Raw genomic sequence first — 26,502 nt, 5'->3', positions numbered from 1 at the left:
CGCTTATGTGCAATTGATCAACATGTTGATCTGCATGTTTTCCTGATAAATATTGGCCAATTCGATCGATTCGGCGAATTTGCCTGGCCATTAGCCTCGGATCATAATCGTCCTGAATGGAATGAGCCTTGCGGCGTTGTCGACAAGGCCTGACCCAATGGGAGGATGATATGAAGCAGGCCCTGATCGGCCGTCTGCTGGCGACTGTCGCTGCCGGCCCGGCCCTGATGCTCGCAACCGCACAGGCGCAGGATAGCGCCGCACCCGTGCCCCAGGCTGACGCCGGGGCAGGGGAGATCATCGTCACCGCCCGCAAGCGTGACGAGCGGCTGATCGACGTGCCGGTTGCCGTCTCGGCCCTCTCGACCGACCAGATCGAACGCTATGCCACCACCAGCTTCCAGGCGATCAGCCAGCAGGTGCCGCAACTGGTCATCGCCGAATCGCAGAATCAGGTCGGCGGCTCGATCAACCTGCGCGGCATCGGCGCCGGCATCTCCAACCCCTCGACCGAAACCGCCGTGACCCTGAATTTCGACGGCGTGCCGATCAGCTATGGCAATGCCATTCGCCTCGGCCAGATCGACCTTGGCCGGGTCGAGGTGCTCAAGGGGCCGCAGGCGCTCTTCTATGGCAAGAACAGCCCAGGCGGCATCGTCTCGCTCATCTCCCAGGATCCGGGCAAGGATTTCGAGGCGAAGCTGCGCACCGGCTATGAATTCATGGCCGACCAGCGCTTTGTCGAGGCCAGCGCCTCGGTGCCGCTGACCGACGGTCTCGCCGCCCGCGTCGTAGGCTATTATTCCAAGGAGGATGGCTGGTTCCGCAACGTCGCCGAACCGATCGCCGGCATCACGCCGGGGCGCGGCGCCGACAGCCTCAATTCCGAGGATGTCTTCGTCCGCGGCACGCTCGCCTATGATGCGGGCGGATCGACCCGGATCAAGGCGAAGGTCAATTATGGCCAGCGCGAACGGGACGGCGTCGGCCCCACCGGCCTCAGCCAGATCATCTACTGCCCCGCCGGCGTCAGTCGCTACGGCTCGACCGACTGCACGCTCAACCGCAATTTCTACGACGCCATCCTCGCGCCGGCGACCGCCGCCAGCGATCCCAGCTATGGCGACGGCGTGCCGTTCATGAAGTCGAAGCAGTTCCTCGCCTCGCTCAGCATCGACCAGGATCTGGGCGACGCCTACACCCTGTCCTCGGTCACCGGCTATTACCGGCTGCGCGAACGTTCGGTCGACAGCTTCACCTTTTCCAACAATCCCTATTTCGGCGCGTCGAACGACATCACCGCCAAGGGTTTCAGCCAGGAACTCCGCCTCGCCTCCGACTATGACGGGCCATTGAACTTCCTCGTCGGCGGTTTCTTCCAGGATGCCCATTTCCTCACGCGTCAGGCCTTCACCACCAATTTCGGCACGCCCTTCGTGGTCGGATCGACCTATTATGACGTTCATACCAAGGCGACCTCGGTCTTCGGCCAGCTGCGCTACAAGATCGTGGAGCGGCTCGAACTGGCCGTTGGCGGCCGCTATAGCTGGGAAGACAAGTCGCTGACCGGCACCTCGCTCGGCAGCCCGATCCAGATTCTCGGCCCCAAGCAGAATTATACCGATTTCTCGCCCGACGTGACGCTCACCTGGCGCCCCGACAGCGACCGCACCGTCTACGCCGCCTATCGCGAGGGCTTCACCTCGGGTGGCTTCAACACCGTGCCGACGCGGCTGCGCACCGATGCGGACCAGAGCCGCGCCGCGATCGACCTGTCCTATGACCAGATGACCGCGAAGGGCGGCGAGATCGGCACCAAGGGCTATGTCGCCGATCGCCAGATCCTCTACGATCTGGTCGGCTATTATTATAAATATAGCGGGCTCCAGCTCTCGCGTTACGACAATGCCTCCTTCACCCAGCTGACCCAGAATGCGGGCGGGGCGGAGATCAAGGGGGCGGAACTCAGCCTCATCATCCGGCCGCGCACGCTGGCGGGCCTGACGTTCAACACGGCGATCGCCTACAACAACGCCCGCTACACCGATTTCATCGGCGGCTGCTATGCGGGCCAGTCGATCGCCCAGGGCTGCAATCTCAATCCGCTTAACCCCAATCTGCCGCAATCGACCTGGGGCACGGCGGCCAATCCCTATCAGAATCAGGACCAGACCGGCCAACGCCTGTTCCGCGCGCCCGAAATCGCGATCACCGGCGGCTTCACCTATGACCATAGTTTCGCCGACCGGCTCGGCGGATCGCTGTCGGTCGATTTCAATTACAGCAGCGCCTATGTCACCCAGACGGAGGGCAACCCCAGGACGCTGCAGGATGATTATATCCAGCTCAACGCCGCCCTCTCGATCAATGGCGGCGCGGGCAAGCCCTGGGAATTGTCGCTGATCGGCCGCAACCTCACCAACAAGCTGATCATCGTCGGCGGATCGGTGGTGGGCGCGAGCGCGGCCGGCACCGGCACCAATGTCGTGCGCGAAGGCGACATATTGGGTTCGCTCGGCGCCCCGCGCGCGGTGATGCTGCAACTGACGGTGAAGAGCGGCCTGCTGGGCGGCCGCTGATCATCCCTATGCAAATACTATGGAAGATGCGCTGAGGTCGGCTGGAATTTGACCGACGGGGGCCATTAAGTCCCTTGTCCCATGACCCACCGACCTCCTCCTGCCGCCTCTGCTGATGCCGGGCGCACCGGACGCCTGTCGATCCGGCCGCGCGCCACCCTGGCTCCTCCGGCATGGCAACGGAGCCGGGCATCATGACCCGGCGAGATCTCGCCTGGCGTGGCCTTGGCCTGCTGCTCGTCGGCGCGGCGGCCGGCAGTTCGCTGCTGCATCGCGCCCTGACCCTGGACGGCCCGGCATCGGCGCCGCTGGAAATGGCGCTGGCCCTCGCCAGCTTCAGCTTCGCCAGCCTCGGCATATTGCTGCTCTGCCAGGGCGTGCGCCTGCGCGATGGCTGGCGCCGTGACCTCGACCGGCGCCAGGCGCAGCGCGACGGTCATCGCGATCCCCTGATCCTGGCCGAAGATCGCGCCCCGCTCGCGGCCTTTCTGGCCGCCCGCGCCCGGCGCGACTGACCCCCATTCCCAAATCCTCAAAGGACAAATTTGTGAGCGAACGCGACCTGCATTTCGTGATCCCGACCTATCGCCTGCGCGACGTCGGCGCGACCGTCGAGGCCTATGACGAAAATTTCGCCCGCAGCGGCCAGACCGCGCCGATCATCGTCTTCGATGATTCCTCGGTCGCCAATCATGACAAATATTTCGGCGCGCTGGAGGCGACAAAGACGGTCAACGACCTCTGGTATGTCGGCCCCGCCGAAAAGGAGCAGTTCGTCTCCTACATCTGCAAGCGGCTGCGCGACCGCAAGCTCGACGTGCTGGTCCGCAACCTCTTCCGCCCCAGCTATGGCGGCAATCGCAACTTCACCCTGATGTATACGCTGGGCGACCTGATGGTCAGCGCCGACGATGACATGCGCCCCTATGCCCTGATCGAGGACAGCCCGGAAACGCTGGGCGAACGGGAAATCAGCCGGGGCAAGACCATCCCGCGCGGTGCCAATGGCCATTGCCGCAAATCCTATGACATCCTCCAGTCCTTCCGCGACATATTGGGCAAGACGGTGGCCGACGCGCCGGCCAATTACGACCAGGGCGAACTGGTGATCGACAGCGCCATGGATCTGGAATCCAACAATTCGCTCGGCTTCGCGCGGGAAAACAGCCTGACCCTGCAGGAAGGGCGGCTGCCCCGATCGGCGGTGGTGAAGATGGCGCAGACCTTCCGCACCGGAACCAACGACATCGACGCGGTCGATTTCGTCGACATGTTCCTCGACGATCCGGACGAGGTCGATGCCGAACGGCTCAACGACACCTATGTGCTGGTCAATTTCCGCCCCTGCCTCACCAATCTCAACTGGCGAATGGATTGCGGCGTTGCGGGCTATGACAATCGCACCGGCCTGCCGCCCTTCTTCCCGACGCGCTTGCGGTTCGAGGACTATATCTATCGCCTCTGGATCCAGCAGTCGAACATGGTCTCGGCCCATGTCGATTCCGCCCAGACCCACATCAAGAACAGCTATATGCGCAATCCATTGGCGTCGGAGGTGTTCAACGAGGCGATCTGCGGCCTGCTCAAGCGCAAGATCCGCACCAGCCTCAAGCGCACCGACGAATGGTCGATCGCCTTCGACTATGACGGCGCGGTCAGCCTGCAGGACAGCGAAGAGATATTGGACAGCGCCCGCGCCTTGCATGACCGGGTGCTCAAGAGCATGGCCGACGCGCGCACGACCGAGCGGCGCGACGCGCTGGGCCATTTTGCCGCCGGCCTGTCACGCACCTTCTATGATTTCGAGCCGGATTTCTTCCAGCAGAATGTCAGTCGCATGGTCGATGACGAGGTCGGGCTGATCCGCTCCTCGCTCGAAATCTGGCCGACCCTGCTGGAGATCGTCTATTTCAAGCGCCATTGCCGCAACCTGCCGATGCGCCGCGTGAAGAACCGCTCCGCCCGATCGCCCCAACCCAGACCCGTAGCAGCCTGAGGGTTGGCGGCAGGCGCTCCGTTTCCACCCCCTTCATCCCGGTGACGGCCGGGGCCCCTCTCAGTGATGGGGGCGGGGCGGAGCGCCCATCATACCCGCCGGAACGGGAAGGGGCTGGCGGTCCGCTCATAGCTGTGCAGGTCCAGCGCGCGCGTCACCGGCGGCAGCGCCCGGTCCGGGCAATCGCGCCGCTCGCACAGATGGCAGGTCGGCCCAACCGTCACCGCGTCGTCGCGCTCGGTATCGATGCCATCGGCATGGATGATCCGCCCGGCATGTTTCGCCTCGCAGCCCAGCGCAATCACCTGTCGCCCGCGCGCGCCATCGGCGCGGGGCAGGGCGATCGCCAGCGTGAGGAAGCGCCGCTCGTCCAGCGTCTCGATCAGCTGCGACAGCACGATATCGGGCGCGTCGGCCGCATGCACGTCCCAGCGCGGGCAGGTGCCGCCATAGCGGGCAAAGGGATAGGCCTCGCCATCGAAGCGCTTGGACACGATCCCCGCCCGGTCGATCCGCACCATGAAGAAGGGGATGCCGCGCGCGCCGGTGCGGTTGAGGCTGGTGAGCCGGTGCGCCAGCTGCTCGGTCGACACGCCGAAGCGCGCGCGCAGCAGGGGAAGGTCGTGCCGGCTTGCCTCCGCCGCCTGGCGGAACCGGTCATAGGGCATGATGAGTGCCGCGGCGGCATAGTTGGTGAGCGCAATGACAGCGAGCCGGCGACTGTCCTCGTCCGGCGGCGCCGTGCGCGTCACCTGTGCCGCGATCAGGTCGGCCATCTCCTGTGCGCAAAGCTGATAGGCCATGGCGAACAGTCGCCCCGATGCCGACAGTCGCTCGCTCAGCATCAGCCGCCGCCGGTGCATGTCATAATGACGCACCGTCCCGGCCAGCACATCGGCGCGCACCATCTGCACCGCCATGCCGTGCCGTTCCTTCAGCCGCGCGCGCAGCCCGGCCTGCAACAGCGCCGGATCTTCCTCCAGCTGCGCGGCGATCCCTTCGGCCGCCGCATCGATTTCGGCGAAATGATTGCCGGCCTTGGCTACCGTCTCGCGCCACCAGTCGACCGGCGCGACCAACGGGGCAGGGGCGGCGCCGCGCCCGCTCGCCTGCATCTGCTCGGGCAGGCGGCGCAAGTCGGCCAGCGCGCGGTAGAAGCGGCCGATCGCCTCGCTGACGCCGGGATAATTTTCCGCCACCTCCAGCACTTCGTCGCGCGCGATGCCGATGTCGCGCACCAGCGCGTCGGACAATATCTCAGCCAGGTCGCTCGCCGCGCCATCCTGGCTGCTGGCGGTGAAGTCGCGAATGTCGATGTCATAGGTATTGGCCAGCCGCAGCAGCATCTGCGCCGTCAGCGGCCGCTGGTTGCGCTCCAGATGGTTGAGATAGCTGGGCGACACGCCCAGTTCCTCGGCCATGCGCGTCTGGTTCAGTCCCAGTTCGCGGCGCAGCACGCGCAGCTTGGGGCCGAGATAGAGCTTCCGGTCGGTCACATCTGCCATAAGGTCATATTGTCATGATTTGACAATATGAACAAGTCGCGGCGTGACTTGCGGCCACTCATCGCCCTTCCGCTTTGCCTTCGACCTGTCAATATCGCTGTCATCAACCAGCACAGCCACAAGGCAGGAAGGACAGGAAGATGACGACCGATACGATGGAAGCGCCCCAGCCCGCCCGTTCGCGCGCGGTCTTCAGCCAGGAGGATTTCGGCCTGATCCGCACCGCCATCGCCCATTATCTCAAGGAAGTGCAGGACCAGCCGGAATCGGTCAAATATGCCAATCTCTACCACCGCCTCGGCCGCGTTGCCTGACCGGCGGAGTGCCTGAACGAGAAAGGGCGCGGGATCACTCCCGCGCCCTTTTTCTTGTCTCGGCCTGTTCCGATCAGAACAAACGCGTCAGGCCATAAAACAGCGCGCCGATCGCGGCCGCCGCCGGCAGGGTCACGACCCAGGCGACGATGATGCTCGACGCGACGTTCCAGCGCACGGCCGACAGCCGGCGGGACGCGCCCACGCCGACGATGGCGCCAGTGATGGTGTGGGTCGTCGATACCGGTACGCCCAGATGGGTCGCCATGAATAGGGTGATCGCGCCGCCCGTTTCCGCGCAGAAGCCCTGCGCCGGGGTCAGGCGGGTGATCTTCGATCCCATGGTGTGGACGATCTTCCAGCCGCCCAGCAACGTGCCCAGGCCCATCGCCGCCTGGCAGCTCAGCACCACCCACATCGGCACATGGAAGCCGCCGGTCAGCAGCCCCTGTGAATAGAGCAGCACCGCGATGATGCCCATCGTCTTCTGCGCGTCATTGCCGCCATGGCCCAGCGAATAGAGCGATGCGGACACCAGCTGCAGCTTGCGGAACACCCGGTCCGCGCCCTGCGGCGTGAACTTGCGGAAGATCCAGCTGATCGCCAGTACCAGCATCAGCGCCAGGAACAGGCCGACGGCGGGCGAGATCACGATCGCCGCGCTGGTCTTGAACACGCCGCTCCACACGATCGCCGACAGGCCGGACTTGGCCGTGCCCGCGCCCAGCAGGCCGCCGACCAGCGCATGGCTGGAGGAGGAGGGGATGCCCAGACCCCAGGTAATGAGGTTCCAGGCGATCGCCCCCATCAGTGCGCCGAAGATCACCGAGGCGTCGATGATGTCGGCGCTGACGATGCCCTTGCCCACCGTCTCGGCGACATGCAGGCCAAAGAAGAGGAAGGCGATGAAGTTGAAGAAGGCGGCCCAGGCGACCGCATATTGGGGTTTCAGCACCCGCGTCGACACGATGGTCGCGATCGAGTTGGCGGCGTCGTGCAGGCCGTTCAGGAAGTCGAACAGCAGCGCAACGCCGATCAGCGCGATCAGCAGCGGGAAGGCGAGATGGGCTTCCATATCCGGTCAGGCCTGTCAGGCGTGGTCGATGACCAGGCCGGAAATCTCGTTGGCGACGTCCTCGAACCGGTCGGTCACCTTTTCCAGATGGCTGTAGATTTCGTTGCCGACGATGAAGTCCATCGGGTTGCCGGCGCGGGCTTGGCTGTAGAGGGCCTTGAGGCCCGCCTCATGCAATATGTCGGCATGGCCTTCCAGCTTGACCAGCCGTTCGGTCAGCTCGTGCAGGCGCGCCGAATTGATGTTGAGCGAGCGCAGCAGCGGCATCGCCTCCGCCGTGATCCGCGCGCATTCGACGATCAGCGCGCTCATGTCCTGCATCTGCGGCGCGAAATCCTTGACCTCATAGAGCGCGATCGCCTTGGCGGTCTGGTTCATCTGGTCGATCGCGTCATCCATCACGCCGATCAGGCCGGTGATGGCACTACGGTCGAACGGGGTGACGAAGATGCGGCGGACGTCCTGCAGCACTTCGCGGATGATGTCGTCCGCCTCATGCTCGCGGTCCGAAATCTCCTTGATATGCGCGTCCATGTCCGGGCCGCCCTTGAGCAGCTTGGCCAGGGCGTCGGCGCCGGCGACCAGGGTCGCGGCATGGTCTTCGAATTGCTCGAAGAAACGCCCCTGCTTGGGCATCAGCGCGTGAAACCAGCGCAGCATTCCAGTCCTTTCACTTTGCTTCTCGCGGATCGACAGCAGCAACCGGAGGAACCAGCCCGGATCGGCGGGCGGTTCGCGGAAAGCCGCGATGATCGATTGCAGTTCGGGTTCGTCGACGGCCTTTGCGGCTTCGGCGACGGAAAACCAGCGCAGCTCGCGCTGCCCTTTTTCGGGCCATTGCGTCAGATGGCCGGTCACGGCAAGCGGAAAAACCTCGACATTCGCCTCGCGCGACTTGCCGCTGCGCTTGCGCTTGTCATAGCTGTATCGGCCGATCGGCGCGGGACAGGCGATGCCATGGATGCCCGCTTCCTCGAACGCCTCGACTTCCGCGGCGCGATGGCCGGCCAGCCCCTTGATGCGATTGCCCTTGGGAATCACCCAGCGCCCGGTGTCGCGCGACGTGATCAGCAGGATCTGCATCGACCCGTCGATCGGGTCGCTGGTATAGGGGAGAGCGGCAATCTGGCGCATTACCGGCGGCTTACGGGCGGCCTGCCCGAATCCTCATGCTCTGCCGCAGCGCGTTCCATCGGCGCTATGTAACGAAAATGTCATTTTTTGCAATCGCTCCCTTCGCCCAGAGGGGCAGGCGAAGGGAGCGACCGGCGCCCCGCTGGGCGAGGCCGGGAGGCGGATCAGATCGAGATGCGCGCCGTCAGGCGAATGTCGCGCCCGGCGAGCGGGGCGAAATCCTTCAGGAAGCTGGCATGGCGCCGGGCTTCTACGTCGAAGATATTGTTGGCCGACAGCATCAGCGTGGTGCGATCATTGCCGGCCAGCGGCTTGAACGAGATCGATGCGTTGACCATGGTGAAGCCATCGGTCGGCGTCTCGAAATCGGTCACGCGATCCTGCTCGAACATATGTTCCAGCTCGGCGCGGGCGCTCAGTCGTGCGCCCTGCGCCTCGATCCCGCCCAGCAGGCGGAGCGGGGGAATGCGCGGCGCCGGGCCATTGCCCTTGATCGTGGCGCGGACATAGTCGGCGACGCCGTCGATGTTGATCGCATAGCTGCCGACCTGTGCCAGCTTCACCGACGCTTCGGCTTCGAAACCATAATAGCGCGCATCGGCCTGGGCATAGGCATAGCAGGGGAATTCCATCTCGGCCCCGCCATTGGCCGCCTCGCAGACGCTGTCGTCGACCACGCTTTCATAGATGAAGCCGCTGAACCAGTTATGATAGGCGGCCAGGCTGAAGCTGTAGCCATTGCCCGATCCGCGCAGCGTGCCTTCCACGCCCCAGCTCTTTTCCTTGCCGAAATCGGGATTGCCCAGCTCGAACGCCTGGGTGCCGGCATGATTGCCGCGCGCGAACAGCTCCTCGGCCGACGGCGCGCGCTCGCTGCGCGACAGGTTCAGGCCCACGCGCCAGCCGGGCATGATCGCCTGGCTGATGCCCAGCGATCCGGACAGGGCGTTGAAGCTGCGCTGGCTGGCCTCGGCAAACAGGTCGGCATCCGGGTCCGACTGCAGCTTGGTATGTTCATAGCGCGCGCCCGCTTCCAGGCGGGTGTCGCCCAGGTCCAGCGACTGCAGCGTGAACAGGCCGAACTGGTCGGTCTGGTTCTTGGGCAGGAACTTCTCTTCGCCATCGGCCTGGAAACGACGGGTAAAGAACTGCGCGCCCGATGCGCCCTGCCAGCCATTGCGGTCGGCCTGGACGAATTCCAGCCGGCTCTCCATCGACTGGTTCTTGAAGGTGGTGCCGACTTCGCCCGACGGTTCGATTTCCTGATGCTGGTAATCGGCCCAGCCCGCGCGCAGGCGGATGCTGTCGAGGAAGCCGCCATTGACCGCGACCTCGCCGCGCAGGTCGGCGCGGGTCTGCTTCATCGCCAGCGTCACATTCTCGTGGCTGTGGCCCTCTTCCTCATGATCGTGGTCATGTTCGTGATCATGGTCATGGTCATGACCATGCTCCTCGGCCACTTCCAGGCGCGACGGCACGCCATAGGTGTTCTCGCTGTGCGAGATCGACATGCCCAGATTGCCGCCATCGCCGATATAGGCGAAGCCGCCGGCGACTTCCCACACTTCCGCCGCGGTATTGGCCAGCTTGCCCTTCAGCCGCGCATTGTCCTGGATCTCCTCCTCGTCGGAGGCGGCGGCGATCTCGCGCATCGCCTTGGACAGGATATAGCCGCCGGTGCGCAGATTGTCGGTCTTGCTGTAGCTGCCATCGACATGGACGACGAAATTCTCGGTCAGCGGCACCTCGATCTCGCCCGAACCGCTGCGTTCGTTGGCGGCGCTGCCATAGGTGCCGATCGCGTCGATATGGATCGCCTCGTCCGGCACGCGGCGCGGGATGCGGCTGTCGATCACATTGACCACGCCGCCGATCGCCGACGATCCATAGAGCAGGGCGGACGGACCGCGCAGCACCTCGATCCGGTCGGCGGTCAGCGGGTTGATCGCGACCGCATGGTCGACCGAGGTGTTGGACACGTCGAAGCTGCCGATGCCGTCGGTCAGGATGCGCACGCGCTCGCCCTGGAAGCCGCGCAGGATCGGGCGCGATGCGTTGGGGCCAAAGGAGGTGGCCGACACGCCGGGCTGGCGCGCCAGCGTCTCGCCGATGGTCGGGCGCAGGCTGCGGGTCAGTTCCTCGCCGGTGACGATCGAGGTGCCGGACAAAATGTCGCCCTGGCTGCGGGGGATCAGGGCGGTGACGACGATGTCGCTGCGCGGGTCATGATAGCTGCCATCGGCCTGGGTGTCGGCGGGGGCTACGGTCTGGGCGGCGGCGGGCCAGGCCAGGCAAAGGGCCGTGAGGGCACAGCCGGCGCGCAGCGACGGGGAACGAAGCATCAGGCTTTTTATCCTTGCAGAATATGTGGGTCGGCCTTCGCGTATCGGTCATGATACATCATATCAATATACGATCGGCGAAATGAAGGCCGTTTCTGCCGCATTCACCACCAACTGTTGCATTTTTGCACGGCATGGCGCGCCGCATATTACCCGCCGCCAAGACGGATCAGTCGCGCAATTCCGCCATCATTTTCTGCTCAGAGGAAGAGGAAATCCGCCAGCGCCTGCACGCCGGGGCGCGACAGCGATCGTTCGTTGACGGTCTGGCGCACCTCGATGGCAGGCAATGGCACGTCCAGCGCCAGCCGGCGAATGCCGCTCATCCGCCCCAGGTCGCGCGCCATCGGGCCAAAGGCGGCGAAACATCCAGCGCCTTCGCGCAGGGCGGTGATGATGTCGAACATATTGTCGGTTTCCAGCATCACCGGGCCCAGCCGGGCGCCGCCGCGCGCCAGCGCCGCATCGATGATCGGGCGCAGCCCGTTGCGTGGATCGACCGCCAGTTGCGGCGTGATGGTCAGGTCGCCGCGCGACACGCTGCCCGCGCGCGCCAGCGGATGGTCGGCCCCGGCATAGAGATTGACCTGTTCCGACCAGCCATAGCGCGACGACAAGCCGGCCGGCTCCTCCAGCGCATAGAAATAGGCGATGTCGGCGCGCAGCGATTCGATCGCTCGCGCCGCCTCGACCGCCGACTGGACGCTCAGGTCCAGGGTGATGGCGATATCGTCATTGGCCGCCTCGAACGCGGTCAGTGCATCCTGGAAATGGCCGAACACCGGCGCCGGCGTCGCCAGGATGATGGCGCGATTGGCGGGCGGCGGCGCGGCCGGCAGCGACGGCAATTGCGCATCCGCATCCAGCAGTAATTCCGGCAGCGCGGGCGGCGGGGCCGGTGATGGGTCAGGTTGCGGGGTGGGGGCGGGCGCGGCTTGCTCGGCCCAATCCTCGGGGTCGTCCTGCGCCAGCAGGGTCATGGCCTGCGCCGTGCGTCGGCCCGCGGGGGTCAGCCGCGCCGCGCCGCGAATATCGTCGAACAGGCGATAGCCCAGCCGCATTTCCAGCGACGCCATGTCGCGCTCGATCACGGCGGATGAAACGCCCAGCGTCTGGGCACAGCGCGTCAGGCTGCCCGCGGCCACCATCTGCGCGAAAATGTCGAGTTGGCGCAGGGACGGGTTGGTCATGGCCGAGCGATAGAGCAAAGACGAGGCCGGGTTAAGAGGCGTTCTCACGCATTTACCATCAATGCGCTGTTGACGAGCCCCGGTGAATGATGGCAGGGCGCGTCACCTGACGGGCGGGTATAGCTCAATGGTAGAGCACTAGCCTTCCAAGCTTGTGATGCGGGTTCGATCCCCGCTACCCGCTCCAGTCCGTCATCCCCGACATATCAGCGGCACCACAGCTTGATCCGCAGGATCGGGGCGGGTGCCGCTGCGGCCTTCAATCCTCCTTCGTCCAGCCCATCGCCTTCAGCATCACGTCGAACAGGCGGGTGTTGGCGAAGAAGCCATGGACCTGATCGGCGCCCGGCCCGGCGGCGGCGGCGATCACTTCCTCGCCGGTGTGGCTGTCCTCGACGCCGATGATCGCATTATTGGCGACCGTTGCCCCCGGCTTGGCGGCGGCGGCCGCATATTGCTGGGCCATCGGCGCGTTCCGCTTGCCGCTGGCCATGCGCAGGCCGAAACTATGGTCGGCGGTAAACAGGATCAGCGTATCCTTGCCCGCGATCGCGCTCACCCGGCGGATCATCTCGTCCATCTCGATCACATGCTTCAGGCCATTTTCCGGCTTGTCGGTGTGCATGTCCCATTCGACCATCAGGAAATAGCCCTTGGGATTGCGCGCCAGCTGGCCGATCGTCGCCTCGACCGCCGGGATCGGCGCATAGTCGGCATCGCGCAGCACCGCCGCCCGGCCGCTATCCTTCACCAGTGCCGGATCGTCCCCGAACCGATAGCCCGCCCTGGCAAAGGCCGCTTGCGGCGTGGTGCCATCCTTGGCGAAGGACGCGACCGCATCGGCCTGCCCCTTGCCGATCAGGATGTCGACGCCATTGCCGAAGCGGGGCGTCAGCATCTGGCGGAAGATCTGGTCCTTGTCCTTGCGCGTGGCGACATGGGCGAAGCAGGCGGCCGGGGTCGCGTCCCAGATCGGCATGTTGGTGACGACGCCGGTCGAAAGCCCGCGCTGCTCGGCATATTCCAGGAAGCTCTTGACCGGGGTGATCGCCCCATCGGCCGCCGGCCGCGCGGAGATCATGCCGCTGTTGGTCTTGTGCCCGGTCATGATCGCGCTCATGCCCGCCGCCGAATCCGTTACCCAATTGTCGAGTGCCGACGTATCGGACAGACCGACATGGGGCATGGACTGGATGAACAGCGACTGCGGCCGGTCATGCGCCATGATGCCCGCAGCGTTCAGCGTCGGCACGCCGCCGGCATCGCCCAGAAACAGGATGATGTTGCGCGCGCGCTGTGGCGCGGCCCCGTCATCATTGCGGGCCTGCGCCGGAGCGGCGGCGAGCATTGCGCCCGCCGCCAGCATGATCCCGATCGATCGCATCGTCATTGCCGTCCTTCCGTTCAGAAACGGGCGCGCACGCCGGCCATCAGCGTGGTGCCATAATCGGTGTAGCCCGCGAAGCGATCGTCCCGGACATATTGCCACTGGACGCCGCCGGCCACGTTGATGCCCTGCACCACGAATGTGACATTGGGCGTGACCTTGTAGGAAATGTCGAAGTCCAGGCTGCCGAACGCCGCGTCGTTATTGGCGGCCAGCCCCGCGCCGCCGACATCGCGCAGCACCTTGCCGCGCCAGCTATAGCTGGCCCGCGCGCCGACCGGCCCCTTTTCGTAGAAGGCGGTCAGGTTGAAGCTGTCGCCGGCCACGTCGGTCAGGTCGTCGCGGAAGGTGGTGCCGTCGGACAGGGCATAGGTGCCCTTGCTCTTGGTATGGGTGTAATTGGCCTGGAAACCCAGGCCGTCGAACGGCGCCGGCAGCATCTTGAACAGTTGCTGATAAGCGATCTCGATCCCCGCGACATAGGCATTGCCGCCATTTTGCGGCGCGGTCAGGCGATAGATCTGGCCATCCAGGTCGAAATTGCGGGTCTGCTGGAAGACGAAGGTCGTGATGTCCTTGTAGAAGGCGCCACCGATCAGCGCGCTGCCTGGCGCGAAATACCATTCGACCGTGCCGTCATATTGCCAGGCCTCGAACGGCCGCAGTTCGGGATTGCCGCCCACCGCCGTCAGCACGGTCGGGTTGGAATTGATCGTCAGGCGCGGCGCCAGGTCGGCCAGCGACGGCCGGGTGATGACCTTGGACGCGGCCAGATGCATCTGCAGGTTCGACGTGAACTCCGCGACCAGATTGAGCGAGGGAAGAAAATTCCCGTAATTGCGCTCATAGCTGACCGGCAGCGCCGCGCTGCCATTGTCGGCATAGCCCGACGATGTCTGGCGGGTATGGGCGTAGCGCAGGCCCGCGTCGCCGCGGATGGTCATGCCGCCCAGCGGCAGGCTGAACTCCGCCATGCCATAGCCGCCAATGATCCGTTCATCGATGGCATAGCTGTTGCGCCGGTCGCCACGGGTCAGCGGCGCGTCGAGCAAGGCCTCCTTGCCGGTCGCCGCGTCCCAGAAACGGTCGGGATCGGGCATGACCCAGTTCGTCGGCAGGTTGCCGCCCACGCCGCTCAGGAAATCGTCGACCGGGAAGGCCTCGAAATAGCTGTCGTCGAAGCGCTGGCCGGCGATGCCGCTGGTGAAATTGATGTCGCGACGATTATAGGTGCGGTCGCGCTTTTCATATTTGGCGCCGAAGCGCAGCGCCTGCACCACGCCGCTCAGCTCGCGCGTCACGTCGAAGGTCGCGGCCCGCTGGCGATCGAGCGAGTCATTGACGCGATATTCGATCCGGCGGCCGGGCAAGGTGGTCGATTCCGTCAGGTCGGCGGTCAGGAACTCCAGGTTCGGCAAGCGCTCGCCCACCTTGCCATAATCGAACGCGACCTGGCCCACGCTGCCGAGCAGGCGGGTGCGATAGATGGGCGTGGGCGTGTTGGAATAGGCCCGGCCCAGGCTCGCGTCGGCGGCCAGCGTCCAGCCATTGGCGGACCATTTGGCATTCGCGCCGATCAGCCAATTCTCATATTCCAGCCGCGACGTCTCGCGCCCGATCTGGGTCGATGTGTTGACGGTCGCGGCAGTCAGCACGCCATTTTCGATCACCGCCGTGCCCGGCACGATCGCGCCCGGCGTGGTCGCGGAAAAATCGGTCGAATAGGTCAGCTCGTCATAATCGATGTTGAGCCGGCTCCACAGGCCATCGACATTCAGCTCGAACCGGTCGTCGGGCTTCCACTGGATCGCGCCATTGAGGCCGATGCGGTTGCGGTTCTCGCGCTCCAGCGTCGGGCGCGTGCTGGTCGGCACCAATATGGTATCGCTGTCCAGCGTGCCGTCGCCATCGGTGTCGATCCGCCCGTCGGCCCAGCCCACGCCGGTGACACGATCCTGCCGCGTGGTGCGCTCGTCATAGACCGCCGCGATCAGCGCGCCGAACGTGCCCTCCTCATTGACCCAGCTGGCCATGCCCGACAGGCGCGGATCGACCGTGTCGGCCAGGCGCGGCGAACTGGCGGTGGCCGACAGCGCCAGCACCGGCTTCTTGAGGTCGATCGGGCGGAAGGTCTGCAAATTGACGATGCCGCCGATGCCACCTTCGGCCAGGTCCGCGCGCGGGCTCTTGATGACTTCCACCGCCGACATGAGTTCGGATGGCAGCGTGTCGAAGCGGAACTGGCGCCCGCTCTGGCCGCTGTCGCGCACATTCTCGTTCACCGCAGCCGAGCGGCCATTGAGCGTAACGACCTGGAAATTGGCGCCCAGGCCGCGGATGCGGACGAACACGCCTTCGCCGCGGTCGCGTACGATCGACACGCCCGGCACGCGCTGCAGCGCTTCGGCGATGTTCTGGGCGGGGAATTTGCCGATATCCTCGGCCTTCACCACGTCGACGACATTGGTCGCCTTGCGCTTCTCGGCCAGCGCGCCGGACAGGCTGGCGGCATAGCCTGTGACGATGATGTCGGGCGCGACTTCGACGCCGCTGCTGGCCACAGTCTCCTGCGGCTCGGCCGGCGCCGCCACGATCAGCAGCGCGCCATTGCCCTGCCGCCGTACCGCCAGCGGCTTGCCCTGGATCAGCCGCTCGACCGCCGCCATCGCGTCCATCCGGCCGCTCAGCGACGGGCCGCTCATCCCCGCCACCAGTTGCGGCGCGAACAAGATGTCGGTGCCGGTCTGGCGGGCCAGCGCCTCCAGCGCAGTCCCCAGCGGCTGCGCGGCGATCTGGACGGTCGCCTGGCGCGGCTGCGCCTGGGCCGGAACGGCGCACAAGGCGGCAAGAGCGGCGCCCAGCACCAGAGAGCGGCGCAAAGTGCGCGAAGAAGAAACGGTCACGATCATCCCCCGTGGACAGCGGCAGAAGGCGCCGCGCCTCCCCGACGCGCCAGCGGGATTTTACCCCACCCCGGCATCGGCGATTTTTTTCAGCCGCCCAGCAGCACCCGGTCGTCCACCTGGCGGACGGGCACGGACAGCAATTGCGACAGCGCCTGGCCCAGCGCGACATTGTCGCCCATCCGGTACATGCCGCTGACCCGCAGCGCGGCAGTGGCGGGATCGGCGATCACCAGCCGGGTCCGGCTGTAGCGATTGGCCTCCGCCGCCACCGCATCCAGCCGGTCGTCATGAAAGGCCGCCCGCCCGCTCAGCCAGGCCTGGGTGGTTTCGACATCGGGCCGATCGAGCTGCACGACATCGGCGGCATCGGTGCGGATGCGCTGCCCGGCGGACAGGCTGCGTTGCCCGCCGGCGACCGCGACATCGGCCTGCCCCACCAGCGCCGTCATCGCCAGCCGGTCATCGTCGTCGCGCCGCACATCGAACCGACCGCTGCCAGCGACGAAACGCCCCCGGCCGGCATCGATCGCAAAGGGCACGGCGGACGGCTTCACCGTCAGCGCGACGCGCCCGCGTTCCAGCCACAACCGCCGCCGGCTGGCGCTCGCCAGCACCCGGACATCGGTATCGGCGTCCAGGAACAGGGCCGATCCTTCCGGCAGGGTCAGCCGGCGCTGCTCGCCGATGCCGGTGCGATAGCGCGTGCCCGCCATCGCCGTCTGCATGATCGCCATGCCGCCGCCGCCCACCACCAAAGTGCCGGCGCAGGCCGCGATCATCCGCCGGCGCGAAAGGGGGCGTGCGGATGTCGGCGCCGGGCGCACCGCCGCGTCGGTGCCGGGCACCAGCGCCCAGATATCGGTCGCCCGCTCGAAATCGGCCGCATGCGCCGGATCGGCGGCGATCCAGGCGCGAAAGGCCTGCTCGTCGTCCACCGTCCGTTCGTCCGCATTCAGCCTTGCAATCCACTCGGCGGCGGTCCGGGCCATGGGGCGCTCACCGGGCATGTCGGGGCTCACCAATCCTTCGTCCATTCGCCAAGGAAACTCATCGCCCTGGCCATATGCTTCTCGACTGCGCTCTGGCTGATGTCCAGTCGTTCGGCAATCTCGCGATATTTGAGATTGTCGATCCGCTGCAGCAGGAACACCTCGCGGGTGCGTGGCGGCAGCTTGTCGATCCCCTCCGACACGCGCCGCAGCCGCGCCTGGGCCATCAGCGCCTCGTCCTGCAACGGCGCGCCGTCGCGCAGCAGCGCCAGCGCATCCTCGCCACCCGCCGGCCCGCGCACCTTTTCCCGCCGATAGCTGTCCCGCGCCCGGTTGACCGCCGCGCGGACCAGAAAGGCTTCCTCATTGTCGGGCCGTTCGGGCCGGGCCGCCATGCGGACATAGGCATCGTGCAACAGATCCTCGCTGTCGGAACGCCGCGTCATCCGCTCGACCTGCGCCAACAGCCCGGCCCAGCCGGTCCATAGCCGCCGCGGCGCCCGCAGCGCCTGTTCAGAAGAATGCTCGCTCATGCGACCGGCCGCTTAGCGGGCGCTGCGGTCAGTTTGATGACCAAGGCATTTCAATTGGATGACGCTGCGATCTTGTGACTTGCCGCGTGAATACGGGGATTGTCCGAAGCGTCGCCAGCGGCAATATGCCGTCTTGCTGGACATGGCGCCCCCGCGCGCCGCATGTCCGATCTGACGAAAGGGGCAAGGCCGGGCGATGGATAGGGTGGAGAATGCGGCGGCAATTGACCGGATCATCGAAAGCTGTCGCGCACTCTGCCTGGATGTGCGCTGGCATGATGTCTACGCGCTGGCGACCTCGGTGGAACTGGAAGAGGTCAATCCCGCGCTGTTGCGGATGAAGGTCACGGCCGCCTGCGCCCTTAACGACAAGACGCTGCTTGCTGCACTCGCACCGGAAATCATCGACTTGCCGGACGACCATGCGCTTTTCTATCCGCTGGTCGGACAGATACAGCGCAGCGGCCATGGCGATATTGGGGCCGACATGCTGCTGGCGCGCGCCAATGCGGCGGCCGATCCGCGCTATGCGGTTTTCCTGCGCCGCGCGATCAGCCTCAATCGTGGTGACGAGGCGCGCACGGCCACGCTGGAGGCCGCGCTCAATGCCGCGACAAATGGCGGCTGGGACATGAAGGGCGAACCCTCGTCCCATCATTTTCCCGCGCCGCTGCCGGCCTTGATGGGACCGCCGGTGCAGATCGTTCCCGCGCCGGGCGTGGATCGCCGGCATACCGACCGACTGACGGGCGACACCGCGAAATTCCTCGCCAGGATGCAGAAGCCCGCGCCCGGCTATGTCGTCGAAGAAGCTTTCCGCCATTTCCGATGCCGACTTGCCGTCGCGCGACCGGGTATAATCGTCCCGCTTCCACTCTTCCCAGCGCACCTGGCCAAACTCGCGGATCCAGTAGGTCCGCTCCATCTGCCGCGCGTCAAGCCGGATGGATCGACCTGCGAATAGGGGGGAGCAATATGGTGTTCAGTCGCTTGCCCGAACTGTAAGTGAAATCGCCCCTGGTCCACAGCGTCAGGACTTTCGAAGGATAATCGTCGGGGCATCGCCCCGATATTGCCACAGGATATTGTCGCGGATCGTCCGCCGGGCGCCGCAGTCCACAGCGTTCTGGGGCACCGCCTTGGTCAGGTGATAGGGCATCCGGTCCGCCGACGTCAGGTCGCGCCGGTTCTTGCAGCGCGCATCGGTGGCGATCATGCCTATGATGATGCTCCAGGCAGGTCGACGGGGCAGGGCGCGCATGAACGATAGGGGCGCGAATGAGCATGACGGCCCGCGCCGCTTTCGGTTCCCTGCGCCGGGACGGGCTGACGGATTTTTCGCTGGCAATGCCGGGCCTTGCCTTCGTCTTACGGCGTCGCTGCGCCCGTGCTGCCGCGCGCGACCAGCGAGAAGGTGAAGCGCGGCGGTTCGCCCGGACCATTGATCAGCGCGTCGATCGCGGCGCGGCCCATATGGTCCAGCGGCTGGCGCACCGTGGTCAGCGGCGGCCAGCTGGTGCGGCTCGCGGGCGTATCGTCGAACCCGGCCACCGACAGATCCTCGGGCACGCGCAGGCCCAGGTCATGCGCCAGCGTCAGCACGCCCAGCGCCATCGGGTCGTTGGTGGCGAAGATCGCGGTCGGCCGGTCGTCCCGCTGCAATAGCGCCTCTGCGCAGGCAATGCCGGACGCGAAATCGAAACTGCCCTGCATGAACAGGCTGTCGTCGATCGGCAGGCCGGCCGCCGCCATCCCCTCGCGAAACCCCTCGACGCGCTGCAGCGCCGCCTTGTGGGTCGGCGGCGGGGTGATCACCGCGATCCGCTTATGGCCCAATGACGCCAGATGATCGGCCACCATCCGTCCGGCGGCATGTTCGGGCGTCGGCATGTTGATGCCACCCTTCGATGCGTCCGCCGTGCCGGCGATCCGCGCGCAGGGCAGGTTCATTTCCGCCAGCCGGTCGAGCAGCAGCGCGTCGTCGGACAGCGGCGGCACCAGGAACACGCCGTCCGGGCGCAGCGCCGCGACCAGCCGGTCCAGCACTTCGATCCGCTCCTCACCGCCGTCGGAAATCGGCTCCACCACCAGATGATAGCCAAGGTCGCGGCAGCGCGCCGCAGCGCCCGACTGGATGCCGCCGGTATAGGCGGGGGCGGGGTTGCTGTAGAGATAGGCGATCATGAAGGACCGGCCACCGGCCAGCCGCCGCGCCGACTGGTTGGGGCGATAGCCCAGCTGCTCGATCGCTGCATTCACCCGCTCGCGCAGTTCGTCGCTGACATTCGGCGCCTTGTTGACAACGCGGGACACCGTCTTGATCGAGACTTTGGCGAGGGCGGCGACGTCATGGATGCTGGGCATGATTTTCCTGTATGGCCGGGCCGAAGGCGACTGGTGCTGCCCCGGATCTCTGTGGCACTATTCCCCATAGGACCAAGGATGGAAGATGAGCAACGTCATTAATTTTCGTCTGGCGCGCAAGGCCAGGGATCGGGCCGACAAGGCGCAGGCGGCAGACAGCAACCGCGCCAAGTTCGGCCGGACCAAGGCACAGAAACTTGCCGATCAGCAAGAAGAACGTCGAAAGGCGGCTCTGCTGGATGGCGCGCGTCTTGAACGCAAGGAAGAGTCCGGCGACGATATCTGATGCTTTGAAGTCATGATATAAATCTGTTGTTCATATTCGAAATGAACATCCGTTCATGTTGGGGGCTTGATTTTTCAATTCATCGATATTGAAAAACAGATCGTCCCGCATTTGACGATATGTTTGAGGCCAATGGAGATGGTCGGCGGTTGATCTATCGCTATGACCAAGAATATTCGATCCATCCGTCCCGCCTCGGCCGCGATCGCCGCTGTCCTGGCATTGTCCGCAACGCCCCTGTTCGCGCAGGAAGTAATGACGCCCCCGCCGGCCGCGCCCGCAACGGCGCCGACCGCGCCGGTCGACATCGCCCCCGCGGTGCCGGCGGCAGAGCCCGCACCCGCTGCGCCTGCCGCGGCGCCTGCAACCCCGGCGGCGCCGGTCTTCGCGCCCAGCCAGCCGGTCGTGCAACAGACCCCGCCGACCCCGGAGCCGCAGCCTGAAGCGCCCGCCGCGCAGGAAAGCCGCGCTGCCCCGGCCACCCCGGCACCGCGCCGCGCGGAAGTCCGCCAGTCTGAACCTGCTTCAGAACCCGTCCCGGCGCCTGCTCCGACTCCAGCTGCGGCTGAACGGGCCGAAGCGCCGGCACCCGTAGCCCCGGCCGCAACGCCGGCTCCGGAACCGGCTGCCGTCACCCCGGTTGCCGAACCGGCCCCGGCTACCGCGCCGGCCGAACAGCCTTCGGCCCTGATCGATCCGGCGCTGCTGCTGGCACTGGGCGGCGGTTCGCTGCTGCTGGTCGGCCTTGGCGCCACCGCCATCGTTCGACGCCGCCGCCAGCGTGTCGAAGCCGAGCGTGAAGCGATCGCGCCGATCGAGGCTGGTCCGGCCCCGGCACCCATGCCGCTGGCCCCTGCTGCTCCGGCCGCCGCGCGCACTCCGCTGGCTGCTGCCACGGCACCCACCAGCGATGTCGAAGCGATGGTCGCCGCTGCCCCCAGCCGCGACAATCCCTTCCTGACCCAGCGCAACCGCCGTCGCCGTGCCCATTTCCTGCTCGCGCAGCGGCAGGCGCTCCGCACGGCCGATCCGGTCGCCCTCGCCGCACCGGTGGCAACCCCGGCCAGCGCCGCGGCGACCGATCGCAGCCAGACCGTCTATCGCTTCGGCAGCGACCGCGCCCGTCCGGGCCTGTTCAAGCCGCGCACCAGCTGATCGACGCCCTGAGCTGACAATGAAGGGGATGGTGGCCCGCCATCGTCCCCTTTGTCTTGTCTGTCCTACAACCATGTCTTCCTGATAGAAGTGCGGGGCAGGGGAGGACGCCGCGCTTTCCGATAGGATCAGCGTCCAGCAAGATTATGTCAAAATCTGCGGGAAATATGGGAAGTTAAGGCCCGCAGCTTCCAACAGGCACCCCCGCGCTGTTGCGCTTGCCCGTCCCGCCTGTTACCGGCGCGCGGTTTATATCCCACGCCATTATTGGCCTGCAGAAGAGTCGCCCACCATGTCCGACAAGATCAATCGTATCGTCCTCGCCTTTTCGGGCGGCCTCGACACCAGCGTGATCCTGAAATGGCTGCAGCAGACCTATCAGTGCGAAGTCGTCACCTTCACCGCCGATCTCGGCCAGGGCGAGGAACTGGAACCCGCCCGCGCCAAGGCCCGCCTGATGGGCGTCAAGGAAGAGCATATCTTCATCGACGACCTGCGCGAGGAATTCGTGAAGGATTATGTCTTCCCGATGATGCGCGGCAATGCGCTCTATGAAGGCCTCTATCTGCTCGGCACCTCGATCGCCCGTCCGCTGATCGCCAAGCGCCAGATCGAGATCGCCAAGAAGCTGGGCGCCGACGCCGTCAGCCATGGCGCCACCGGCAAGGGCAATGACCAGGTCCGCTTCGAACTGGGCTATTACGCCCTGCAGCCCGACATCAAGGTGATCGCCCCCTGGCGCGAATGGGATCTGACCAGCCGCACCAAGCTGATCGAATTCGCCGAACAGCACCAGATCCCGATCCCGCGCGACAAGCGTGGCGAAAGCCCCTTCTCGACCGACGCGAACATGCTGCACACCTCGTCCGAGGGCAAGGTGCTGGAGGATCCGTGGGAGGAAACCCCCGACTTCGTCTATTCGCGCACGGTGAACCCGGAAGACGCGCCCGACGCGCCCGAATATATCACGGTCGATTTCGAGCGTGGCGACGGCGTCGCGATCAACGGCATCGCCATGTCGCCCGCGACCCTGCTCGAAACCCTCAACGAATATGGCCGCAAGCATGGCATCGGCCGTCTCGACCTGGTCGAGAACCGCTTCGTGGGCATGAAGTCGCGCGGCATGTATGAAACGCCGGGCGGCACCATCTATCATCTGGCCCATCGCGGCATCGAGCAGATCACGCTCGACCGTGGCGCTGCCCATCTGAAGGATGAGCTGGCCCCCAAATATGCCGAGCTGATCTATAACGGCTTCTGGTTCTCGCCCGAGCGCGAGATGCTCCAGGCCGCAATCGACCATAGCCAGGAAAAGGTGACCGGCACGGTCCGCCTGAAGCTCTACAAGGGCGGCGTCTATGTCGTCGGCCGCAAGTCGCCCTACACGCTCTACAGCGAGAAGGTCGTCACCTTCGAGGACGACGCCGGCGCCTATGACCAGCGCGACGCGGCGGGCTTCATCAAATTGAATGCGCTCCGCCTGCGCCTGCTGGGCCGCCGCGACGGTCTTTGATTTAGCGCGACATTGATGTTTCGGGGAGGGCCCCGGTCCGCACATAGGCGGGCCGGGGCCTTTCTCTTTCCTTCCCGATACAAATTGCGACAAACTATTGGGTGACATGACAAAGTTGCGGGACAAGTCTTGCCGATAAGCGACGTCAAGGATGGTCGACACGCCATCCACGACTGAACTTGGAAGGAAAGACCCAATGCTCCGCAAATTCTTCACCACCGTCGCGGTCGGTTCGCTGTTCGTCGGCGGGCTGGCGGCCACCCATGTCGCCTTCGCGCAGGATGGTGGTCCGGGGCCGCGCGGCATGCGCGGCGGCCCGATGATGATGGCCGACGCCAACAAGGACGGCACCATCACCAAGGCGGAACTGACCGCCTCGCTCGAAGCCCGCTTTGCCCAGCTCGACGCCAACAAGGATGGCAAGCTGACCAAGGAGGATCGTGACATCCGCCGCCAGCAGCGTCTGGACGAACGCTTCGCCGCGCTCGACACCGACAAGAATGGCCAGATCAGCAAGGCCGAGTATCAGGCCGGCCATCAGCCGCGCGCGGATCGCGGCCCGGAAGCCGGCAAGCCCGGCGGCCCCGACGGCAAGCGCTGGGGCGGGCGCGGCCATGGCGGTCCCGGCCGCGGCATGATGCACCGGGGCCCCGGCTTCGGTGATGCCGACAAGGACGGTACCATGACCAAGGCAGAGTTCATGGCCGGCCCGCTCGCCATGTTCGACAAGGCCGACGCCAACAAGGATGGCAAGGTCACGGCCGAGGAAATGAAGGCCGCCCGCCAGGCGATGCGTGGTCCGGGTCGCGGCCATGATCGTGGTCCGGGTCGTGGCCCCGGCGCCGACCAGGCGCCGCCTCCGCCGCCGGCCAACTGATCGGCTGACAGCGCCGACGATCCGGAGCGGGGCTTTTCCCCCTAGCGCCCCGCTCCAGTCGATCGTCCCAAGGGGGAAGGGCGAAGGTTCCCCTGCCTTCGCCCTTCCAACCCGTCCCCTGGCATGACAGACAGGCAAAATGAGCGAACGTCCCCATCTCCTGCTCGTCGATGACGAGCGATCGATCCGCGAGCCGCTGGCCCAATATCTCTCCCGCAACGGCTTTCGCGTGACCGCCGTCGAGAATGCGGCGGAGGCGCGGCTGCGTCTGGCCGCCAATGCCATCGACCTCGTCATCCTCGACATCATGATGCCCGGCGAGGACGGCCTGTCGCTCTGCCGCCATATCCGCGAGACCAGCGAGATTCCGGTGATCCTGCTCACCGCCCGGTCGGAAGAGACCGATCGTATCGTCGGTCTGGAAATGGGCGCGGACGATTATGTGCTCAAACCCTTTTCGCCGCGCGAACTGGTCGCCCGTATCAAGGTGATCTTCCGCCGCGTCGCCACCGGCGGCCAGCGCGTCACCGCGCCCGACGGCGCCACCTATGCCTTTGCCGGCTGGCTCTTGAAGACGCAGGAACGCACCCTGGTCGATGCCGAAGGCGTGTCGCTGCCGCTCTCGACCGCCGAATATAATCTGATGCTCGCCTTCGCCACCCGGCCCAATCAGGTGCTGAGCCGCGACCAACTGCTCGACATCACCCAGGGGCGCGAGGCCAATGCCTTCGACCGGGCGATCGACAACCAGATCAGCCGCCTGCGCAAGAAGATCGAGCCCGATGCCAAGAACCCCACGCTGATCAAGACCGTCTGGGGCGGCGGCTACACCCTGTCGGCGGAGGTCCGCAAACTGTGAAGCAACTGCGCCTCTGGCCGCAAAGCCTGGTCGGACAGATCATCATCCTGGTCGCGATCGCGCTGTTCGTGGCGCAGGCGATCAATTTCGGCCTGCTGCTGCGCGAACGCAATCGGGTCGAATTGACCAGCCAGACCGCGCCACTGGTCTATCGCGTCATCAACGCGCTCGACACCAGGCCGGATCGCGTGCCCGACCGCGATCATCCGCGCGCCAATCAGGATCGCGACCGGCGCAATATCGACTTCCTCGCCAGCCGCCCGACGCTGAGTGGCAAGCCGCGTCCCGATGTCGCGGCCCGCGCCGGCGCGATGTTCGACGATATCGGCCTCACCGTCCGCACGATCGAGGCGGCGGAGGACAGTCGCATCATGCCGCTGCGCCGCTGGGAACAGATACGCAGCCGCGCCACGGGGGAGGCGCCGCGCGACCATCGCGTCGGCCGGCTCACCCTCGCGGTCGAATATGAACCGGGCAAATGGCTGACGACCGAGGCCCGCATCGGCAGCCGCCCGCCGCGCTTTGGCGGCTGGCTGGTGGCCCAGACGCTGATCCTCTACGTCATCGTCCTCATTCCGCTGCTCTGGATGGGCCGCCGCTTTGCCCGCCCGCTCAAGCAGTTGACCGGCTCGGCCCGCCAGTTCGCGAAGACCGGCTCGGCCGACCCGGTCGAGGAAAGCGGGCCGGGCGACGTGCGCCAGCTCACCACCGCCTTCAACGCCATGCGCGCGCGCATCATCGCGATGCTGGACGAGAAGGACCGGATGCTCGGCGCCATCGGCCATGATCTGCGCACCCCGCTCGCCTCGCTGCGGGTCCGCACCGAGTCCGTCGATGACGAGGCCGAGCGCGCCCGCATGTCGGAGACGATCGAGGAAATGAACCGGATGCTCGACGACATCCTTTCGCTCGCGCGCGCCGGCCGCAGCAGCGAGACGGCGCAGAAGGTCGACCTGACCTCGCTTGCCGATGCCGTCGTGGAGGATTTCATCGAACTGGGGTCGCCGGTGGACATGATCGACAGCGATCGCGCCGTCGCCTTCGTCCGCGCCCAGCAGATCCGCCGCGCGCTGCGCAACCTTATAGAAAACGCGATCGTCTATGGCGACCGCGCCCATGTCAGCGTCCAGCATCAGGACGGCATGATCCGCATCATCGTTGCCGATGAAGGCCCCGGCATTGCCGAGGACAAGATGGGCGAGATGATGGAGCCCTTCACCCGGCTCGAAGGATCGCGCAACCGCGAGACCGGTGGCGCCGGCTTGGGTCTGGCCCTCGTCCGCGCGATCATGGCCGAACATGGCGGCGCGCTCCAACTCGCCAACCGCCCCGGCGGCGGCCTCGAAGCCAGCCTCGTCCTCCCGGCCTGAGGGGACGAGAGAGCGTGCTTCTACTACCTCATCCTCCCCTGTAAGGGGAGGTGGCAGGCGCGTAGCGCCTGACGGAGGGGTGTTTTGCTCACGAGAGGGCGACACCCCTCCACCGCCTTCGGCGGTTC

Annotated in this window: 22 protein-coding genes and 1 tRNA gene; 12 read left to right on the top strand and 11 right to left on the bottom strand. The window is 65.9% G+C overall.

Going from position 1 to position 26,502, the window contains the following annotated elements; all coding sequences use genetic code 11:
• The first annotated feature begins 170 nt into the window (after positions 1 to 170).
• From JQK15_RS01815 to JQK15_RS01805, 3 genes are all read left to right on the top strand, one after another.
• The gene (locus JQK15_RS01815) at positions 171 to 2,579 is read left to right on the top strand and encodes a TonB-dependent receptor (protein ID WP_214863096.1); all 2,409 of its coding nucleotides are present in this window, start codon (positions 171 to 173) and stop codon (positions 2,577 to 2,579) included.
• Between the two features lie 194 nt (positions 2,580 to 2,773).
• The gene (locus JQK15_RS01810) at positions 2,774 to 3,094 is read left to right on the top strand and encodes a hypothetical protein (protein WP_097385715.1); all 321 of its coding nucleotides are present in this window, start codon (positions 2,774 to 2,776) and stop codon (positions 3,092 to 3,094) included.
• Between the two features lie 32 nt (positions 3,095 to 3,126).
• Entirely contained in the window at positions 3,127 to 4,575 is a 1,449-nt protein-coding gene (locus JQK15_RS01805; protein ID WP_010338328.1) for a hypothetical protein, read from the top strand.
• Positions 4,576 to 4,664: 89 nt separating this feature from the next.
• Here JQK15_RS01805 and JQK15_RS01800 read toward each other — a convergent pair whose 3' ends face one another.
• Positions 4,665 to 6,080, bottom strand: a complete 1,416-nt coding sequence (locus JQK15_RS01800; protein ID WP_214863095.1) for a helix-turn-helix domain-containing protein — start codon at positions 6,078 to 6,080, stop codon at positions 4,665 to 4,667.
• A gap of 140 nt (positions 6,081 to 6,220) precedes the next feature.
• Here JQK15_RS01800 and JQK15_RS01795 point away from each other — a divergent pair, with 140 nt between their 5' ends.
• Entirely contained in the window at positions 6,221 to 6,394 is a 174-nt protein-coding gene (locus JQK15_RS01795; protein WP_004208258.1) for a hypothetical protein, read from the top strand.
• A gap of 73 nt (positions 6,395 to 6,467) precedes the next feature.
• Here the strand turns inward: JQK15_RS01795 and JQK15_RS01790 are convergent, their stop codons facing one another.
• From JQK15_RS01790 to JQK15_RS01775, 4 genes are all read right to left on the bottom strand, one after another.
• Entirely contained in the window at positions 6,468 to 7,469 is a 1,002-nt protein-coding gene (locus tag JQK15_RS01790) for an inorganic phosphate transporter (protein ID WP_004208257.1), read from the bottom strand.
• A 15-nt stretch (positions 7,470 to 7,484) separates the two neighbouring features.
• Complete coding sequence (locus tag JQK15_RS01785) at positions 7,485 to 8,603, bottom strand: DUF47 family protein (protein ID WP_010338330.1); 1,119 nt, start codon at positions 8,601 to 8,603, stop codon at positions 7,485 to 7,487.
• Between the two features lie 164 nt (positions 8,604 to 8,767).
• Positions 8,768 to 10,945 (bottom strand): TonB-dependent receptor, encoded by a 2,178-nt coding sequence (locus JQK15_RS01780; RefSeq protein ID WP_214863094.1) that lies wholly within the window; start codon positions 10,943 to 10,945, stop codon positions 8,768 to 8,770.
• 200 nt (positions 10,946 to 11,145) lie between these two features.
• Positions 11,146 to 12,135 (bottom strand): LysR family transcriptional regulator, encoded by a 990-nt coding sequence (locus JQK15_RS01775; RefSeq protein ID WP_214863923.1) that lies wholly within the window; start codon positions 12,133 to 12,135, stop codon positions 11,146 to 11,148.
• Positions 12,136 to 12,248: 113 nt separating this feature from the next.
• Here JQK15_RS01775 and JQK15_RS01770 point away from each other — a divergent pair.
• Positions 12,249 to 12,322 (top strand) — tRNA-Gly (locus JQK15_RS01770).
• A 72-nt stretch (positions 12,323 to 12,394) separates the two neighbouring features.
• On the opposite strand, the gene JQK15_RS01765 is transcribed toward JQK15_RS01770, so the two are convergent.
• From JQK15_RS01765 to JQK15_RS01750, 4 genes are all read right to left on the bottom strand, one after another.
• On the bottom strand, positions 12,395 to 13,525 hold the full coding sequence (locus JQK15_RS01765) for an alkaline phosphatase (protein ID WP_214863093.1): 1,131 nt from the start codon (positions 13,523 to 13,525) through the stop codon (positions 12,395 to 12,397).
• Between the two features lie 14 nt (positions 13,526 to 13,539).
• Entirely contained in the window at positions 13,540 to 16,431 is a 2,892-nt protein-coding gene (locus JQK15_RS01760) for a TonB-dependent receptor (RefSeq protein WP_214863091.1), read from the bottom strand.
• 83 nt (positions 16,432 to 16,514) lie between these two features.
• Positions 16,515 to 17,417, bottom strand: a complete 903-nt coding sequence (locus tag JQK15_RS01755) for a FecR family protein (RefSeq protein ID WP_251007512.1) — start codon at positions 17,415 to 17,417, stop codon at positions 16,515 to 16,517.
• 26 nt (positions 17,418 to 17,443) lie between these two features.
• A complete protein-coding gene (locus JQK15_RS01750) occupies positions 17,444 to 17,950 on the bottom strand; it encodes an RNA polymerase sigma factor (protein ID WP_214863089.1) in 507 nt (168 codons plus the stop codon).
• Between the two features lie 196 nt (positions 17,951 to 18,146).
• On the opposite strand from JQK15_RS01750, the gene JQK15_RS01745 reads away from it, so the two are divergent.
• Complete coding sequence (locus tag JQK15_RS01745) at positions 18,147 to 18,914, top strand: hypothetical protein (RefSeq protein ID WP_251007511.1); 768 nt, start codon at positions 18,147 to 18,149, stop codon at positions 18,912 to 18,914.
• Between the two features lie 66 nt (positions 18,915 to 18,980).
• Here the strand turns inward: JQK15_RS01745 and JQK15_RS26745 are convergent, their stop codons facing one another.
• Together JQK15_RS26745 and JQK15_RS01735 are read right to left on the bottom strand one after the other, a co-directional pair.
• Positions 18,981 to 19,166 carry a hypothetical protein gene (locus JQK15_RS26745; RefSeq protein WP_251007510.1) on the bottom strand — a complete coding sequence of 62 codons (186 nt, stop codon included), beginning with the start codon at positions 19,164 to 19,166 and terminating at the stop codon, positions 18,981 to 18,983.
• A gap of 152 nt (positions 19,167 to 19,318) precedes the next feature.
• The gene (locus tag JQK15_RS01735; RefSeq protein ID WP_048939512.1) at positions 19,319 to 20,314 is read right to left on the bottom strand and encodes a LacI family DNA-binding transcriptional regulator; all 996 of its coding nucleotides are present in this window, start codon (positions 20,312 to 20,314) and stop codon (positions 19,319 to 19,321) included.
• Between the two features lie 85 nt (positions 20,315 to 20,399).
• Here JQK15_RS01735 and JQK15_RS01730 point away from each other — a divergent pair, with 85 nt between their 5' ends.
• The 6 genes from JQK15_RS01730 (at position 20,400) to JQK15_RS01705 (ending at position 26,374) form a co-directional block, all read left to right on the top strand.
• Positions 20,400 to 20,600, top strand: a complete 201-nt coding sequence (locus JQK15_RS01730) for a DUF4169 family protein (RefSeq protein ID WP_159366967.1) — start codon at positions 20,400 to 20,402, stop codon at positions 20,598 to 20,600.
• 162 nt (positions 20,601 to 20,762) lie between these two features.
• On the top strand, positions 20,763 to 21,755 hold the full coding sequence (locus JQK15_RS01725; RefSeq protein ID WP_214863087.1) for a hypothetical protein: 993 nt from the start codon (positions 20,763 to 20,765) through the stop codon (positions 21,753 to 21,755).
• Positions 21,756 to 22,047: 292 nt separating this feature from the next.
• The gene (locus tag JQK15_RS01720; RefSeq protein ID WP_037507659.1) at positions 22,048 to 23,268 is read left to right on the top strand and encodes an argininosuccinate synthase; all 1,221 of its coding nucleotides are present in this window, start codon (positions 22,048 to 22,050) and stop codon (positions 23,266 to 23,268) included.
• A 196-nt stretch (positions 23,269 to 23,464) separates the two neighbouring features.
• Positions 23,465 to 24,145, top strand: coding sequence for an EF-hand domain-containing protein (locus tag JQK15_RS01715; RefSeq protein ID WP_214863084.1), 681 nt, complete (start codon positions 23,465 to 23,467; stop codon positions 24,143 to 24,145).
• 139 nt (positions 24,146 to 24,284) lie between these two features.
• Positions 24,285 to 25,004: a response regulator gene (locus tag JQK15_RS01710; protein ID WP_010338343.1), complete on the top strand. Its 720-nt coding sequence runs from the start codon at positions 24,285 to 24,287 to the stop codon at positions 25,002 to 25,004.
• The gene (locus JQK15_RS01705; RefSeq protein WP_214863082.1) at positions 25,001 to 26,374 is read left to right on the top strand and encodes a sensor histidine kinase; all 1,374 of its coding nucleotides are present in this window, start codon (positions 25,001 to 25,003) and stop codon (positions 26,372 to 26,374) included. Before JQK15_RS01710 ends, JQK15_RS01705 begins: the two co-directional genes overlap by 4 nt.
• Positions 26,375 to 26,502: the final 128 nt, after the last annotated feature.

The sequence above is a fragment of the Sphingobium sp. BHU LFT2 genome (genome assembly GCF_018604485.1).
GTDB classification, from domain to species: Bacteria; Pseudomonadota; Alphaproteobacteria; order Sphingomonadales; family Sphingomonadaceae; genus Sphingobium; species Sphingobium yanoikuyae_A.
This window is presented reverse-complemented; position numbering and strand designations above follow the sequence as displayed.

What these genes read in the sequence shown, in the direction of transcription:
- JQK15_RS01815 (WP_214863096.1), top strand. Translation starts at nt 171, where the DNA reads ATGAAGCAGGCCCTGATCGGCCGTCTGCTGGCGACTGTCGCTGCCGGC.
- JQK15_RS01810 (WP_097385715.1), top strand. Translation starts at nt 2,774, where the DNA reads ATGACCCGGCGAGATCTCGCCTGGCGTGGCCTTGGCCTGCTGCTCGTC.
- JQK15_RS01800 (WP_214863095.1), bottom strand. Translation starts at nt 6,080, where the DNA reads ATGGCAGATGTGACCGACCGGAAGCTCTATCTCGGCCCCAAGCTGCGC.
- JQK15_RS01795 (WP_004208258.1), top strand. Translation starts at nt 6,221, where the DNA reads ATGACGACCGATACGATGGAAGCGCCCCAGCCCGCCCGTTCGCGCGCG.
- JQK15_RS01790 (WP_004208257.1), bottom strand. Translation starts at nt 7,469, where the DNA reads ATGGAAGCCCATCTCGCCTTCCCGCTGCTGATCGCGCTGATCGGCGTT.
- JQK15_RS01785 (WP_010338330.1), bottom strand. Translation starts at nt 8,603, where the DNA reads ATGCGCCAGATTGCCGCTCTCCCCTATACCAGCGACCCGATCGACGGG.
- JQK15_RS01780 (WP_214863094.1), bottom strand. Translation starts at nt 10,945, where the DNA reads ATGCTTCGTTCCCCGTCGCTGCGCGCCGGCTGTGCCCTCACGGCCCTT.
- JQK15_RS01775 (WP_214863923.1), bottom strand. Translation starts at nt 12,135, where the DNA reads ATGACCAACCCGTCCCTGCGCCAACTCGACATTTTCGCGCAGATGGTG.
- JQK15_RS01765 (WP_214863093.1), bottom strand. Translation starts at nt 13,525, where the DNA reads ATGACGATGCGATCGATCGGGATCATGCTGGCGGCGGGCGCAATGCTC.
- JQK15_RS01760 (WP_214863091.1), bottom strand. Translation starts at nt 16,431, where the DNA reads ATGATCGTGACCGTTTCTTCTTCGCGCACTTTGCGCCGCTCTCTGGTG.
- JQK15_RS01755 (WP_251007512.1), bottom strand. Translation starts at nt 17,417, where the DNA reads ATGGCCCGGACCGCCGCCGAGTGGATTGCAAGGCTGAATGCGGACGAA.
- JQK15_RS01750 (WP_214863089.1), bottom strand. Translation starts at nt 17,950, where the DNA reads ATGAGCGAGCATTCTTCTGAACAGGCGCTGCGGGCGCCGCGGCGGCTA.
- JQK15_RS01745 (WP_251007511.1), top strand. Translation starts at nt 18,147, where the DNA reads ATGGATAGGGTGGAGAATGCGGCGGCAATTGACCGGATCATCGAAAGC.
- JQK15_RS26745 (WP_251007510.1), bottom strand. Translation starts at nt 19,166, where the DNA reads ATGATCGCCACCGATGCGCGCTGCAAGAACCGGCGCGACCTGACGTCG.
- JQK15_RS01735 (WP_048939512.1), bottom strand. Translation starts at nt 20,314, where the DNA reads ATGCCCAGCATCCATGACGTCGCCGCCCTCGCCAAAGTCTCGATCAAG.
- JQK15_RS01730 (WP_159366967.1), top strand. Translation starts at nt 20,400, where the DNA reads ATGAGCAACGTCATTAATTTTCGTCTGGCGCGCAAGGCCAGGGATCGG.
- JQK15_RS01725 (WP_214863087.1), top strand. Translation starts at nt 20,763, where the DNA reads ATGACCAAGAATATTCGATCCATCCGTCCCGCCTCGGCCGCGATCGCC.
- JQK15_RS01720 (WP_037507659.1), top strand. Translation starts at nt 22,048, where the DNA reads ATGTCCGACAAGATCAATCGTATCGTCCTCGCCTTTTCGGGCGGCCTC.
- JQK15_RS01715 (WP_214863084.1), top strand. Translation starts at nt 23,465, where the DNA reads ATGCTCCGCAAATTCTTCACCACCGTCGCGGTCGGTTCGCTGTTCGTC.
- JQK15_RS01710 (WP_010338343.1), top strand. Translation starts at nt 24,285, where the DNA reads ATGAGCGAACGTCCCCATCTCCTGCTCGTCGATGACGAGCGATCGATC.